At 64.8% G+C, this 14,496-nt stretch carries 12 protein-coding genes; 5 read left to right on the top strand and 7 right to left on the bottom strand.

The features are described from left to right. Positions 1–88: 88 nt before the first annotated feature. The 5 genes from I6L45_RS00475 to I6L45_RS00455 all read right to left on the bottom strand — a co-directional run bounded on the left by I6L45_RS00475 (position 89) and on the right by I6L45_RS00455 (position 6,594). Complete coding sequence (locus I6L45_RS00475; protein WP_216983138.1) at positions 89–1,432, bottom strand: APC family permease; 1,344 nt, start codon at positions 1,430–1,432, stop codon at positions 89–91. Next, a complete protein-coding gene (locus I6L45_RS00470) occupies positions 1,432–1,584 on the bottom strand; it encodes a hypothetical protein (RefSeq protein WP_167332219.1) in 153 nt (50 codons plus the stop codon). The genes I6L45_RS00475 and I6L45_RS00470 overlap by 1 nt, the downstream gene beginning before the upstream one ends. Before the next feature lie 329 nt (positions 1,585–1,913). Next, positions 1,914–3,257 (bottom strand): APC family permease, encoded by a 1,344-nt coding sequence (locus I6L45_RS00465; RefSeq protein ID WP_043758983.1) that lies wholly within the window; start codon positions 3,255–3,257, stop codon positions 1,914–1,916. A 372-nt stretch (positions 3,258–3,629) separates the two neighbouring features. Next, positions 3,630–4,919: a 4-aminobutyrate--2-oxoglutarate transaminase gene (gene gabT, locus I6L45_RS00460; protein ID WP_043758985.1), complete on the bottom strand. Its 1,290-nt coding sequence runs from the start codon at positions 4,917–4,919 to the stop codon at positions 3,630–3,632. Between the two features lie 211 nt (positions 4,920–5,130). Beyond that, on the bottom strand, positions 5,131–6,594 hold the full coding sequence (locus I6L45_RS00455) for an NAD-dependent succinate-semialdehyde dehydrogenase (protein WP_216983137.1): 1,464 nt from the start codon (positions 6,592–6,594) through the stop codon (positions 5,131–5,133). 305 nt (positions 6,595–6,899) lie between these two features. Here I6L45_RS00455 and puuR point away from each other — a divergent pair, with 305 nt between their 5' ends. Beyond that, positions 6,900–7,508, top strand: coding sequence for an HTH-type transcriptional regulator PuuR (gene puuR / locus I6L45_RS00450; RefSeq protein ID WP_216983136.1), 609 nt, complete (start codon positions 6,900–6,902; stop codon positions 7,506–7,508). A 55-nt stretch (positions 7,509–7,563) separates the two neighbouring features. After that, positions 7,564–8,841: an FAD-binding oxidoreductase gene (locus I6L45_RS00445; RefSeq protein ID WP_043758989.1), complete on the top strand. Its 1,278-nt coding sequence runs from the start codon at positions 7,564–7,566 to the stop codon at positions 8,839–8,841. 147 nt (positions 8,842–8,988) lie between these two features. Here I6L45_RS00445 and I6L45_RS00440 read toward each other — a convergent pair whose 3' ends face one another. Then, entirely contained in the window at positions 8,989–10,770 is a 1,782-nt protein-coding gene (locus I6L45_RS00440; protein ID WP_216983135.1) for a gamma-glutamyltransferase family protein, read from the bottom strand. A 113-nt stretch (positions 10,771–10,883) separates the two neighbouring features. Here I6L45_RS00440 and I6L45_RS00435 point away from each other — a divergent pair, with 113 nt between their 5' ends. After that, positions 10,884–11,501, top strand: coding sequence for a GDSL-type esterase/lipase family protein (locus I6L45_RS00435; RefSeq protein WP_216983134.1), 618 nt, complete (start codon positions 10,884–10,886; stop codon positions 11,499–11,501). 67 nt (positions 11,502–11,568) lie between these two features. Here I6L45_RS00435 and rdgC read toward each other — a convergent pair whose 3' ends face one another. Beyond that, entirely contained in the window at positions 11,569–12,480 is a 912-nt protein-coding gene (gene rdgC / locus I6L45_RS00430; RefSeq protein ID WP_216983133.1) for a recombination-associated protein RdgC, read from the bottom strand. 179 nt (positions 12,481–12,659) lie between these two features. Here rdgC and I6L45_RS00425 point away from each other — a divergent pair, with 179 nt between their 5' ends. Beyond that, positions 12,660–13,088, top strand: coding sequence for a GNAT family N-acetyltransferase (locus I6L45_RS00425; RefSeq protein WP_134695839.1), 429 nt, complete (start codon positions 12,660–12,662; stop codon positions 13,086–13,088). A gap of 107 nt (positions 13,089–13,195) precedes the next feature. Then, entirely contained in the window at positions 13,196–14,422 is a 1,227-nt protein-coding gene (locus I6L45_RS00420; protein WP_216983132.1) for an exonuclease SbcCD subunit D C-terminal domain-containing protein, read from the top strand. The last annotated feature ends 74 nt before the right edge of the window (positions 14,423–14,496 follow it).

Below are 14,496 nucleotides of genomic sequence, written 5' to 3'. Positions count from 1 at the left end.
GCCGGACCGACGAATGCGCCGCAAGAGGGCGTGGATGTAAAAAGGGGAGCCCATGGGCTCCCCTTTTGCTTGGCGTATCGTTGGCCGCTTACTGGCCGTCGGTCGCTTCCTCGTACTGACGGAAGGGAATGCGCAGCACCGCGATGCGCAGGAAGAGGTAGGCCACCCCGATCCCCGCCCAGATGAGGCCGAGCTCCAGGGAGCTTTGCTCCAGGTTGATCCACAAGGCGCCTATGGTGGCGGCCCCCAGCAGCGGCAGCACCAGATAGAGCAGGTGATCTTTCAGGCTCTTGTTGCGCTTCTCGCGGACCCAGAACTGGCCGATGACCGACAGGTTGACGAAGGTGAAGGCCACCAGGGCGCCGAAGTTCACCAGAGCCAGGGCCATGTCCAGATCGAACGACACCGCGGAGAGCGCCAGGGCGCCCACCAGCAGCACGTTGATGGCCGGGGTGCGCCAGGTCGGGTGGATGTAGCCGAACACCCGCTCGGGGATCATGCGATCGCGCCCCATCACGTAGAGGATGCGGGAAACGCCGGCGTGGGCGGCCATGCCGGAGGCGAGCACCGCCACCGTGGTGCACACCAGCACGATGCTCTGGAACAGGGTGCCGCCCACGTAGAGGGCGATCTCCGGCAGCACGGCGTCAGGCTCCTTGAAGCGGGCCAGATCCGGGAAGTAGAGCTGCAGGCTGTAGGAGACGGTCACGAAGATGATGCCGCCGATGAGGGCAGTCAGCACGATCGCCTTGGGGATCACCTTGCCGGCGTTCGGGGTCTCTTCCGAGAGGGAGCTCAGCCCGTCGAAGCCCAGGAAGGAGAAGCAGAGGATGGTGGCGCCAGTAAACAGCGGCAGCATGCTGGCGGACTCCACGTGGAACGGACGGCTGCTTATCAGGGTGCCGGCACCCTCACCCTGGCTCAGACCCCAGGCGATGAGGCCGAGGAAGGTGATGATGATGGCGATCTGGATGAAGACGATGGCGCCGTTGAAGTTTGCCACCAGCTTGATGCCGCGCAGGTTCAGGAAGGTCATCACGGTGACCAGGCCGAAGATGAAGATCCAGGGATCGACGTTCGGGAACATGGCGGTCAGGTAGATCTTGGCCAGCAGGATGTTGATCATCGGCATGAACATGTAGTCGAGCAGGGAAGACCAGCCGACCATGAAACCGACGTAGGGGTTGAACACCTTCTGGGCGTAGGTATAGGCAGAACCCGCGGAGGGGAAGCGGCGCACCAGGTGGCCGTAGCTGAAGGCGGTCAGCAGGATGCCGCCCAGCGCCAGCAGATAGGCAGTGGCCACGCGGCCGTCAGTGATGTCGCCGACGATGGCAAAGGTATCGAACACCGCCATGGGGGTGAGGTACGCCAGACCCATCACCACCACCTGGAACAGGGTGAGCGTCTTGAGCAGCTTGGCACCGGCCATCACGCTTTCTCCTCTGCACAGGCCACGGGGGCGAGATCGGACGGGATCAGGGAAGCGCGCAGGCCTCGCTGGACACAGGGGGCGCCGGTCTGGGTGACAGACGGATGGCGCACGCCGGCGGGGACCGGCAGGAAAGCAGTGAAATGCCCCATGTTTTTCCTCACAACGTCGGGAGATTGTTTGGCAATCTCGGTATCAATTCCGGCACAAGGTCCGGCCTCTTGGTGGATGGTGGTGTGCCCCTTAAAAAGCAAAGAACCGATGTCGCAACAACATCGGCTCTCAAAGGGCGCCGTATTGTGCCCTCAGGGGGGGGAGGAGACAAGCGAAAAAGGCCGTCAGAAGGGATTTTGTTTCCAGTGCAAGCAGTCACTTCGCAGCCAGATCCTGGGAAAAATGACAAGATACTCACCAGAGGGGCGGATGGACTGGCGGGCGGAAAAAGGCTGGAGCCCGCATGGGGCGGGCTCCAGGGGAGGGATCAGGAGGCGTCGCTCTCGGGGCGGCCGAGCCGGACCCGGAAGACGGTCAGGCGCAGCAGCAGGTAGAGGGCGCCGAGCGCCGCCCAGACCAGCCCCAGCTCGAAGGAGGCGGGTTCCAGATTGAGCCATAGCACGCCGATGCAGGCGGCTCCGCACAGGGGCAGCAGCAGGAACAGCAGGTGATCCTTGAGGGTCTTGTTGTGGCCGAGCTTCACGTAGAAGTGGGCAATCACCGCCAGGTTGACGAAGGTGAAGGCCACCAGGGCGCCGAAGTTGATCAGGGCCAGGGCGATCTCCAGGTCAAACGACACGGCGGAGAGGGCCAGGGTACCCACCAGCAGCACGTTGAGCGCCGGAGTCTGCCACTTGGGATGGACGTAGGAGAAGAAGCGGGCAGGCAGGGCGCGATCCCGCCCCATCACGTAGAGCAGACGCGACACGCCGGCGTGGGAGGCCAGGCCGGAGGCCAGCACCGCCACCGTGGTGCACACCAGTACCACCGCCTGGAACAGGGTGCCTCCCACATAGAGGGCGATTTCGGGCAGGACCGCATCCGGCTGCTGGAAGCGGGAGATGTCCGGGAAGAACAGCTGCAGGAAGTAGGAGGTAGTGACGAACAGCACGCCGCCGATCAGCGCGGTCAGCACGATGGCGCGGGGGATCACGCGATCCGCGTCCGGGGTCTCTTCCGACAGGGTGCTGATGGCATCAAAACCCAGGAACGACAGGCACAGGATGGAGGCGCCGGTCAGCAGGGGGTTGATGTGCATCTGCTCGGAGAAGAAGGGACGGCTGCTGGCCACGGTTCCCATGCCCTCACCGTTGTAGACGCCCCAGGCGATAAGCCCGATGAAGACGGCGATGATGCTGAACTGCATCATGACGATCAGGCTGTTGAAGTTCGCCACCAGCTTGATGCCGCGCAGGTTCAGTGCCGTCATCACGGCGGCCAGGGCGAAGATGTAGGTCCAGGGCTCCACGTTCGGGAACAGGGCCTCCATGTAGATCTTGGCCAGCAGCATGTTGATCATCGGCATGAACATGTAGTCGAGCAGGGAGACCCAGCCCACCATGAAGCCGACATAGGGGTGGAACACCTTCTGGGCATAGGTGTAGGCGGAACCCGCCGAGGGGAACTTGCGTACCAGATGGCCGTAGCTCATGGCGGTGAACAGCATGCCGATGAGGGCGAACAGGTAGGCGGTGGGCACATGGCCTTCGGTGATCTCGGTGACGATGCCGAAGGTGTCGAACACCGCCATGGGGGTGAGGTAGGCCAGCCCCATGATGACCACGTGCCAGAGTTTCAGGCTTTTCTTCAGAGCGGTGGGTTGCGCAGTCATTATGGGTTCCCCTCGAAACGGACCGACGGGATCAGGCTGACGGAGATGTCATGCTGTGCAGAGGGGGCGCCATGCCCTTGTTCGGCTGGATGGCGCTGACCGGCGAGGGCCGGCAGTAAAGCGGTGATATGCCCCATGGTGTTCCTCACTAAGAAGCGGGTGTCGTGAGATGGCTGTCCATCTCGCTATCATTTCCGGTCGGTTCCGGCCTCGTTATGGATTTGTTTGGCGCAAAAAAAGAACCGGGCTCCGATGAGCGGGCGGTCCTTGAATACGGCGGCGCATTGTGCATTCGTGTTGCCCCCTTGACAAGCATATCAAGGGAGCAAAAACGCATTTTTTTGCACAAATAAGCGAACGCTTTCTTCCGTATCAGGCCAGGGATGCCAACAGGGATTGCTCGAGCAGATCGAGCCCCTCGTCGACGATGGCCGCCGGTGCGGTCAGGGGGGCGAGGAAACGGATGACGTTCCCGCGCACACCGCAGGCCAGCAGGACCAGGCCCCGCTTGCCCGCCTCGGCTACCAGCCGCTTGGTGAGGTCCGGATCCGGCCTGGTGGCATCCCGCTCCTTGACCAGCTCCATGGCCACCATGGCACCCGGGCCACGGATGTTGCCGATGCAGTCAAACCGCTCGGCCAGCTGGAGCAGACGGGTCTTGATCTGCTCGCCCTGGGCCTGGGCTTTCTGGTTCAGACGCTCCTCCTCGATCACCTCCAGCACTGCCAGGGCAGCGGCGCAGGCGATGGGGGACCCGGCATAGGTGCCACCGAGGCCACCCGGCTTGGCCGAGTTCATGATGTCGGCCTTGCCGACCACGGCGGAGAGGGGGAAGCCGCCGGCCAGGCTCTTGGCGAGGGTCATGATGTCCGGTTCGACACCGCTGTATTCGGTGGCGAAGGTCTTGCCGGTGCGACAGAAACCGGTCTGGATCTCGTCACAGATGAGCAGGATGCCGTGCTGATCGCAGATCTGGCGCAGGCGCTGCAGGAAGCTCGGGGAAGCGGCATAGAAGCCACCCTCGCCCTGCACCGGCTCGATGATGATGGCGGCGACCCGGGCGGGTTCGATGTCGGCGCTGAAGCAGAGATCCAGCGCGGCCAGGGCGTCCGCCTCGCTCACTCCCAGGTAATCGGCGGGGAAGGGAAGGTGATAGACCTCGCCCGGGAAGGGGCCGAAGCCGGTCTTGTAGGGAACCACCTTGCCGGTGAGCGCCATGCCCATCATGGTGCGGCCGTGGAAGCCTCCCTTGAAGGCGATGGTGCCGCTACGGCCGGTGTGGGCACGGGCGATCTTGATGGCGTTTTCCACCGCCTCGGCGCCGGTAGAAAGGAACAGGGTGCGCTTCGGCGTGGGGCCGGGCACCAGGTCGTTCAGTTTCTCCGCCAGCTCGATGTAGCCGGAGTAGGGGGTGACCTGGAAGCAGGTGTGGCTGAACTTCTCCAGCTGGGCGCGCACCGCCGCCACCACTTTCGGATGGTTGTGGCCGGTGTTGAGCACGGCGATGCCGGAGGCGAAATCGATGTAGCGGTTGCCCTCCACGTCCCACAGCTCGGCGTTCTGCGCCCGATCGATGAAGACCGGCAACAGGGTGCCGACGCCCTGGACTACGGCCGCTTCACGGCGGGCCTGCCAGCTCTGGTTGTTGCTTGAATGACTCATTTTTCCTCCCTGAAGGGCATGTGCCCCGATATTCCTGTGCCATCTGGCTATCAATTGCATCCGCTGCCTGCCATGGGCAGGGCGGCATGTCCGGTGGGGGGCGCAGTCGGCGTGCTGTCGGGTCTGATGACCTCTGACGGTGGCCGGTGCGCCCCCCTTGCTGTCGATAAAACGAAGGGGTGGTCAGGTGCTCCTGACTGCCCCGCGTGCCTTAGCGAATGCCGCCAAAGCAGAGGTATTTGGTCTCCAGATACTCCTCCAGCCCTTCAGCCGCCCCTTCGCGGCCCAGGCCCGACTCCTTGATGCCGCCAAAGGGCGCCAGCTCGGTTGAGATGATCCCCTCGTTGATACCCACCATGCCGTACTCGAGCTGCTCCGCCACGCGCCACACCCTGGCCACGTCGCGGCCATAGAAGTAGGCGGCCAGGCCATAGGGGGTGTCGTTGGCCAGCGCGATGGCCTCGGCCTCGGTCTCGAAGCGCACCAGGGGGGCGACGGGTCCGAAGATCTCCTCGTCCAGGATGGGGTTGCCCTGCTCGACCCCGGTCAGGATGGTGGGGTGATAGAAGAGGGGGCCGGCGGGGTGGGGGCTGCCGCCCACCAGCACCCGGGCACCGGCTGCCTCGGCCTGCTTGACCAGGCTGGCCACCTTGTCGGCGGCGGCCGGGTTGATGAGGGGGCCTATCTGGGTGCCTTCCCCCATGCCATCCCCGACCTTGAAACCACGCACCGCGGCCGCCAGCTTGTCGGCGAAGGCGTCATAGACACTCGATTGCACCAGGATGCGGTTGGCGCAGACACAGGTCTGGCCGGCATTGCGGTACTTGGAGGCGAGTGCCCCGGCCACGGCTGCGTCCAGATCCGCATCGTCAAAGACGATGAAGGGGGCGTTGCCGCCGAGCTCCAGGGAGAGGCGCTTCATGGTGTCGGCGCACTGGCGCATCAGGAGCTTGCCGATGCGGGTCGAACCGGTGAAGGAGAGCTTGCGCACCGTCTTGTTGTTGCACAGCTCGTCGCCCACCGCGCTCGCCTGGTGAGAGGTGATGATGTTGATGACCCCGGCAGGGATGCCCGCCTGCTCCGCGAGGGCCGCCAGTGCCAGGGCGCTGAGGGGCGTCTCGGCGGCTGGCTTGATGACGATGGTGCAACCGGCGGCCAGCGCCGGGCCCGCCTTGCGGGTGATCATGGCGATGGGGAAGTTCCAGGGGGTGATGGCGGCCACGACCCCCACCGGCTGCTTGATGGTGGCCAGGCGCCGATCACCGGAGAAGCCGGGAATGGTGCGGCCATAGGCACGCTTGCCCTCCTCACTGAACCACTGGATGAAGCTGGCGCCATAGGCCACCTCTCCCTTGGCTTCGGCCAGCGGCTTGCCCTGCTCGCAGGTCATGATGCGGGCCAGCTCCTCCTGATTGGCCATGATGAGCTCGAACCAGGCGTAGAGCTTGCTGCTGCGCCCCTTGGCGGTGAGGGCCGCCCAGGCGGGCTGCGCCTGGTGGGCCGCCGCGATGGCGGCGCGGGTGTCTTCCCCGTCCATGTCCGGTACCTGGGTGATGACCTGGCCGGTCGCCGGGTTCAGAACCTCGAACCGGTGTCCGCCACGGGCCTCGCACCAGCGGCCATCGACATAGGCAAGGGATTTGATCAAGGAGAGAGCAGGTTGTGATGCTGACATGGGAAGCCTCGATTGTGGGTCAGGGCGGTTCACTCGTCCGGTGGACACGCCGTATAGAATAATAAGCACATGACGACCATAAATTGAGCCGAAATGTTTTTCAAGTGTTAAATATATTTGAGTGTACGGGGGCTGGCATGCTAGAAATGAGGCTAATTGAGCGATTGTTGCGTTTTATGTCGTCTCGGGTGTGCAAAATAATGAACGGATGGGGTTGTGCAGGATAGTGAACAGGGCATCGGCGTTGATGCACTATTTTAACCAACCGTCACCAGGTATTCGAATGGCAATTAAGGAGATGGACGATGCAGCAACCCCATGGAGAGGTCCAGTGGCGGACCATGACGGATAACCCCTTGGCTGACAAAGAGATGGACAAGAGCATGGGGGAGCGTCTCGCCCAGATCCGCCGGGGCCTCGGGCTCTCCCAGCGCCGGGCGGCCGAGCTGAGCGGCCTGACCCACGGCGCCATCTGCATGATAGAGCAGAACAAGGTGAGCCCCTCGGTGGCTTCCCTGCAGAAGCTGCTGAGTGTCTACGCGCTGCCGCTGTCGCGCTTCTTCGCCGAGGAGCAGCAGACGCCGAGCGTGGTGATCAAGGCGGATCAGCTCATCGAGCTGGGCAGTCAGGGGGTCTCCATGAAGCTGGTGCACAACGGCAACAACCGTCGCCAGCTCGGCTTCATGCTGGAGACCTATGCCCCGGGCACGGACACCGGGGGCCAGGTCAAACACCTGGGGGAGGAGGTCGGCACCGTGCTGGAAGGGTCGGTGCTGCTGACCCTGGCCGGCCAGACCTACGCGCTCAGCGCCGGGGACAGCTATGTGATAGACACAGGCGAACCCCACAGTTTCAGCAATCCGTCGGGGGAGGTCTGTCGCATCGTCAGCGCCCACACCCCGGCCAACTTCTAGTGTCGTTCTGGAAAAAGTGTCGTTTTGGAAAAGAACCGGTAAGGAAACAGGGATCATGACCGAACATGTAAAGAGTTACTACGCAGCCAGTGCCAACCAGCACGCCCCCTATCCCATGCTCACCGAGCAGCTTGAGTGCGACGTCTGCGTCATCGGGGCGGGTTACACCGGCCTCTCCAGCGCCCTTCACCTGGTGGAGAAGGGCTACAAGGTGGTGGTACTGGAGGCGGCTCGCATCGGCTTTGGCGCCAGCGGCCGCAACGGCGGCCAGATCGTCAACTCCTACAGCCGCGACATCGACACCATAGAAGCGAACTGCCCGCCGGAACAGGCCAGGCTGCTCGGTTCCATGTTGTTTGAAGGGGGCCAGATCATTCGCGATCGCATCAAGCGCTACAACATCCAGTGCGATCTGCAGGAGGGGGGCGTGTTTGCCGCCGAGACCGAGAAGCAGCTGCACGAGCTCAAGGCGCAGCAGGAGCGCTGGCAGAAGTGGGGCAACGACAAGCTGGAGCTGCTCGATGCCGACGGGGTGCGCGAGGTGGTGGCGAGCGATCGCTACGTCGGCGCCCTGCTCGACAAGAGCGGCGGCCACATCCACCCCCTGAACCTGGCGCTGGGGGAGGCGGAGGCGATTCGCATGCAGGGGGGACTCATCTTCGAGCAATCCGCCGTGACCAGCATTACACCGGGCCAGAGCCCGCTGGTGAAGACCGCCAAGGGCGCGGTCAAGGCGCGCTACGTGGTGGTGGCCGGCAACGCCTACCTCGGCAACCTGGTGCCCGAGCTTGCCGGCAAGAGCATGCCCTGCGGCACCCAGGTGATCGCCACCGAGGTGCTGGGGGAGGAGCGGGCCCGCTCGCTGTTGCCGCAAAACTACTGCGTGGAGGATTGCAACTACCTGCTGGACTACTACCGCACCACAGGGGATCACCGCCTGCTCTACGGTGGTGGCGTGGTCTATGGCGCGCGGGATCCTGCCGACATCGAGCGGCTGATCATCCCCAAGATGCTGAAGACCTTCCCCCAGCTCGCCGACGTCAAGGTGGAGTACACCTGGACCGGCAACTTCCTGCTGACCCTGTCGCGCCTGCCGCAGTTTGGCCGCATCGGCCACAACATCTACTACATGCAGGGTTACAGCGGCCACGGCGTCACCTGTACCCATCTGGCGGGCAAGCTGCTCTCCGAGGTGCTGAGCGGCCAGGCGGAGCGTTTCGATGCCTTTGCGAAGCTGCCTCACTACCCCTTCCCGGGTGGCCGGTTGTTCCGCATCCCCTTCACCGCCGCCGGGGCCGCCTGGTATACCCTGCGCGATCGCCTCGGGGTGTGACCGGGAGCGTGCAGCAAGAAACGACAAGGCCACCCTGAGGTGGCCTTGGTTTTTTGGGCGTGGTGAAAGCGCTGGGCTCTCGCTTGCCGGTAGCCTTGCCCGAACAAGGGCAGCTGGCCTTGCCGGCAAAGGGCGAGTCAACAGGGGCTAGTCGCCCCTGGCCACCCCCTCGCGTCTCGGATCCGCGGCCCCCAGCCAGCCGCCGGCATTGCGCTGCACCCCCTGCAGCCCCGAGGTCTGCTCATTGAGCAGGATCTCGTGTCCCCTGGCTTTCAGCCCCTGGACCACGGCGTCGGGCGTGCGCCCCTGCTCCAGCTCGGTGGGGCCGTTGCGGCTGCCAAAGTTCGGCAGGTCGATGGCCTGCTGCAAAGTCAGTCCCCAGTCCTGGGTACCGAGCAGCGCCTTGCCCACATAGTTGATGATGGCGGAGCCCCCCGGGGAACCCAGGCTCATCTCGAGCTCGCCGCTCTGCTTGTCAAACACCAGCAGGGGGGACATGGAGGAGCGAGGGCGCTTGCCGGGCTCGACCCGGTTGGCCACCGGCAGGCCGGCCGCGTCCACCGAGGTGAAGGAGAAGTCGGTGAGCTGGTTGTTCAGCAGGTAGCCGTTGACCATCAGTCGCGAGCCGAAGCCATCCTCGATGGAGCTGGTCATGGAGACCGCCATGCCGCTGCCATCTACGATGGAGATGTGGCTGGTGGAGGGGAGTTCCGGGGTGGCGTCACGGCCCATGGCCAGCGCCTGGGGCGGGGTACCTGGCTTGGCGACCCCCATGGAGCGGTTGCCGATGAGGCGACCCCGCTCGGCCAGATAACCCTTGTCCAGCATGCCCTGCACCGGCACGGAGACGACGTCGCCGTCGGCCACGTACTGGTTGCGATCCGCGAAGGCGAGGCGCGCCGCCTCGCTGTAGAGGTGGATGGCGTCGCTGGAGGCGGCGAGCCTGCCGTCCGGCCCCTGTACGGGCTTGAGCGCCGCCATGTCGCGGCTCTCCAGCATGCCGAAGATCTGGCCGAGGGCCAGGGTGCCGGAGGAAGGGGTCGGGAAGCCGCACACCTCGCTCTGGCGATAGTCAAAGCAGAGCCCGTCCCGCAGCTTGGCGCGGTAGCTGGCGAGATCGGCCGCCGCCAGCACCCCCGGGTTGGTGGGGTGGCTGCGCACCTTGGCCACCATGGCATCCGCCAGCGGCCCGCGATAGAAGGCGTCCGGCCCCTGGCTTGCCAGGGTGCGCAGCACCCTGGCCAGGGCCGGGTTGGTTTGCTTGGTACCCGCCGTCTTGGGCGTGCCGTCCGCCTGGTAGAAGTAGGCGCGGGCCTCCGGGTCCTTGGCGAGATAGGGTTCCTTGGCGAGCAGGGTGGCGAGGCGGGGGCTTATCACAAACCCTTGCTCTGCGAGGGTGATGGCGGGTTCGAACAAGCTAGCCCAGGGCAGCTTGCCATACCGCTCGTGGGCCAGGGCCAGGGCGCGCACCGTGCCGGGGGCGCCAACCGAGCGGCCCCCCACCACGCCATCGTAGAAGGCCATGGGCTTGCCATCCTGCATGAACAGCTGATCCGTGGCAGCCAGAGGCGCCGTCTCCCGGCCATCCACCGCGGCCACCCGCTTGCCGTCCCACACCAGCATGAGGGAGCCGCCACCGATACCGGAGGATTGCGGCTCCACCAGGGTCAGCACCAGCTGGACGGCGATGGCCGCATCCACGGCGCTGCCCCCCGCCTTGACGATCTGGTAGCCCGCGTCCACCGCCAGCGGATTGGCCGCGGCCACCATGAAGTGGCGACCCTGCCAGCCTGGCTTGTCAGTCCAGCCGCTGGCCGCTTCGGGGGCGGTCAGGGTCTGGGGTGGGGGCACATAGTGGAAGCCATTCTGGGGGGCGCAGCCGGCGAGCAGGCCGAGGGCGACCAGCAGGCCGAGAGGTTTGAGGGACATGACAAACTCCTTGTCGGTTTCTTGTTCACTTGTCGGAATGTGTCACACTTGGAGCCTGATGAAAAGATTGTCTTTAATACTCATATGGTTACAAATCTGTCAGGAAGCACACCATGAGACTCGAAACGCTGGAAGGAAGGGGCGGCATCCTGGTGCTGCTCTGTCTGCTGCTGGCCGCCTGCGGGGAGCCGGCGCTCAGGCCCCTGGGGACGGGGGAGACCATACTGGCCTTCGGGGACAGCCTGACCGAAGGGCGAGGCGCGAGCACGGCCCAGAGCTACCCCGGCGTGCTGGCGAGTCTGACCGGTCATCCCGTCATCAATGGCGGGGTGTCGGGGGAGCTGAGCCAGGCCGGCAGGGCCCGCCTGCCGGGGTTGCTGGCGGAGCACAGGCCCGCCCTGGTCATCCTGCTGGAGGGGGGCAACGATATCTTGCGCGGTAGCGGGGAGGCGGCCCTCAAGGCCAACCTCGCCGCCATGATAGAGGAGGTGCAGGGCAGCGGCGCCCAGCTGGTGCTGGTGGGTGTGCCCCGAAAATCCCTGTTTGCCGAGGGCGCTCCCCTCTACGAGGAGCTGGCGGAGCAGTACGGCCTGGTGCTGGACAACGACAGCATCGGCGACCTGCTGCGACGCCCCGAGCTCAAGTCCGACGCCGTGCACCTCAATGCGCCGGGGTATCGCACCCTGGCCGAGCGCCTGCACCGGCTGTTGCAGGAGCGGGGGGCACTCTGAGCCGGGGCATAAAAAAAACCGCCATCCGGCGGTTTTTTTACGATGATTTCTGTCGCCAGCCGGCGGACTAGATGGACTGCTCTTCCCCACCCAGGGCGGCAAACAGGGCCGGGATGAACTGGGAGAGTTCGGCGGTGACCAGGGCGAAGTCGGCGTCCAGACGGGCGGCGGGATCCTCGCTGGTGACGTCGTCGTTCTGCTCGCGCAGCTCTTCGCTGAACTTCAGGCGCTTGATGGAGAGATCGTCCCCCAGCACGAAGCTCAGGGTCTCGCCCCAGTTGAGGGCCAGCTTGGTCACCAGCTTGTCGTTGGCCAGGTGATTCTTGATCTCCTCGCTCATCAGATCCTGCTGCTTGCAGCGGATGATGCCACCGTGCTCCATGGCGCTGCGCAGCTCGGCCTCGTCCTCCAGGGTGAAGGCGGCGGGCAGGTTGCCCTCGTTGAGCCATTCGGTCATGGTGATCTCGGGCGGGTTCTTCAGGGCCACCGGCACCACCGGCAGGGAGCCGATGGACTTGCGCAAGAGCGCCAGCAGATCGTCCGCCTTCTTGGCGGAGCCCGCATCCACCACCATCAGGTTGTCGGCCGGATTGATCCAGGCGAAGGTCTGGCTGGTACGGCTGAAGGCGCGCGGCAGCAGGGTGTGCATGATCTCCTCTTTCAGCGCTTCCTTCTCTTTCTTCTTGAGGGCGCGCCCCTGCTCGAACTCGATCGCCTCTACCTTCTCCGCCAGCATCTCCTTGACCACGGTGCCGGGCAGCATCTTCTCCTCCTTGCGGGCGCAGACGAGGATGTGGCCGGAGGCGCTGTGGGTCAGGGTGGAGCCGAATTTGCCAAGGGGCTTGACCCACCCGAACCGGGAGATGTCCTGGCTGCCGCAGGGGGTGAAGGCACAGGCCTCCAGCTGGGTTTCCAGCTGCTCGACGGTCAGGTCAAAGGGGCGGGTAAAGCGATAAATCTGCAGGTTTTTAAACCACATGGCGTCCTCGGTCTCTAGATTGTCCGGCGGGCATTGTACTAGAGAGGCGCTTTGTGATCAGCCAATCATTCTCGCTAAATAAAGGGCGATCGACTTCACATGGCCTCACGTTGACCGCCCGTCTCCCTGCCGAACTCCCCTAGACTGCGAGTGTTCGAATTGTTAACAAGGATGCGACTATGTTGAGACAGAGCCGGCCGGAAGACATGGAAGAGATCGTCGAGATCTGGCTGCTGGCATCCTTGCAGGCCCACGATTTCGTCGACGCTTCCTGCTGGTGGCAGGCTCAGGAGGAGCTGAGAACCCGCTATCTCGATCACGCCCGCATCTGGGTGTTCGAGGAGCGCGGCGATCTGCTCGGCTTCATGGCGCTGGTGGATGACTACCTCGCCGCCCTCTTCGTGCGCCCCGACAGGCAGGGGCGCGGAGTGGGACACGCCCTGCTGCAGCAGGCCAAGTCCCGGGGGCGGGCGCTCCATACACGGGTCTTCGTGGAAAACGAGCCGGCGGTGCGCTTCTATCGCCGTCACGGCTTTCTGATCGGGGAGGAAGTGGCGGATCCCCTGACCCAACACCTCCAGTACGAGATGCACTACCAGCCCGTCTGACTCTGGCGGTCACCTCCCTTTTGCTTGAAAAGCGAGGGGCATATCCTCATCTTGTCTGTATCGGGCGGCGCAGCTGCCCCCCCTCTTTCATTTCGAGCCGCTTTTTCATGAAGATCCTGCACACAGCCGACTGGCACCTTGGCCACCAACTCCATGGCCACGACCGCCGCTTCGAACACGACGCCTTCCTCGACTGGCTGGCCGACACCATCAAGAGCCGTGACATCGACGCCCTGCTGGTGGCGGGCGATCTGTTCGACACCGCCAACCCCCCCGCCAGCGCCTGGCAGCAGCTCTACCGCTTCCTGGCACGTCTGCGCGCCGAGCACCCGGCACTGGAGATGGTGCTGATCGGCGGCAACCACGACTCCCCCTCCAAGCTGGATGCCCCCCACGAGCTGCTGCGCGCCTTCGACCTGCATCTGGTGGGCAGCATCAGCCGGGACGACGAGGGGCGCCTCGAGACCGAGCGTCTGCTGGTGCCGCTGCGAGGCAAAAACGGCGAGGTGGCCGCCTGGTGCGCTGCCGTGCCGTTTCTGCGCAGCAGCGATCTGCGTCCGGAAGGGCTGAGCGAGGGGCAGGACAGGCTCATCGAAGGGGTACGCCAGGTCTATGAGGCGGTGCTGACGGAGGGGCGGGCGCGCTGCAAGCCGGATCAGGCCCTCATCGCCATGGGTCACGCCTATCTGGCGGCGGGCCAGCTCTCCGAGCTCTCCGAGCGGCGGGTGCTCGGCGGCAACCAGCACGCCCTGCCCGCCGAGCTGTTTGCCGCCGCCGATTACACGGCGCTGGGTCACCTGCACCTGGCCCAGAGCCCGGCCGAGGGAGTGCACTACAGCGGCTCACCGCTGCCGCTCTCGCTGGCCGAGGCGAACTACAACCATCAGGTGCTGGAGGTGACGTTTGAGGGGGGCAAGCCAGCTAGGCTGGAGCGGATCCCGGTGCCCCGCGCGGTACAGATGATCCGGCTGCCCCAGAGCGGCCTCGACGAGGCGCTCCAGGCCATCGAGGCGCTGGCGCTGCCCGATTGCCCGCAGCAGGCCCAGCCCTTCCTCGAGGTGCGGCTGCTGCTGCCCAAACCCGAGGCCCGCATCCGCGAGCGCGTGCTGGCCGCCATCGGCGACAAGCCGGTGCGCCTGGCCCGCATCACGACCAGTTATCAGGGCTCGGGGCAGGGGCTGGCGGACGGCGTCGGCCAGCGCCGGCTCGATGAACTCTCCCCCACAGAAGTGTTCCGCCTTTGCTATCAGCGTCAGTTTGACGGAGAGCCGGAGGCCGAGCTGGTGGCGTCGTTTGAAGAGATCCTGGAGCAGGTGAAGGAGGCCAATGCATGAAAATCTTGACCCCATCCGATGAGAATCTGGGCAGCGCCAACCTGCCAGCACAGAAAGCGGCACGGATGAAGGAG

Source organism: Aeromonas sp. FDAARGOS 1415 (assembly GCF_019048365.1).
GTDB classification, from domain to species: domain Bacteria; phylum Pseudomonadota; class Gammaproteobacteria; order Enterobacterales; family Aeromonadaceae; genus Aeromonas; species Aeromonas taiwanensis.
The sequence above is the reverse complement of the archived record's forward strand: the minus strand, read 5'-3'. Positions and strand labels throughout refer to the sequence as shown.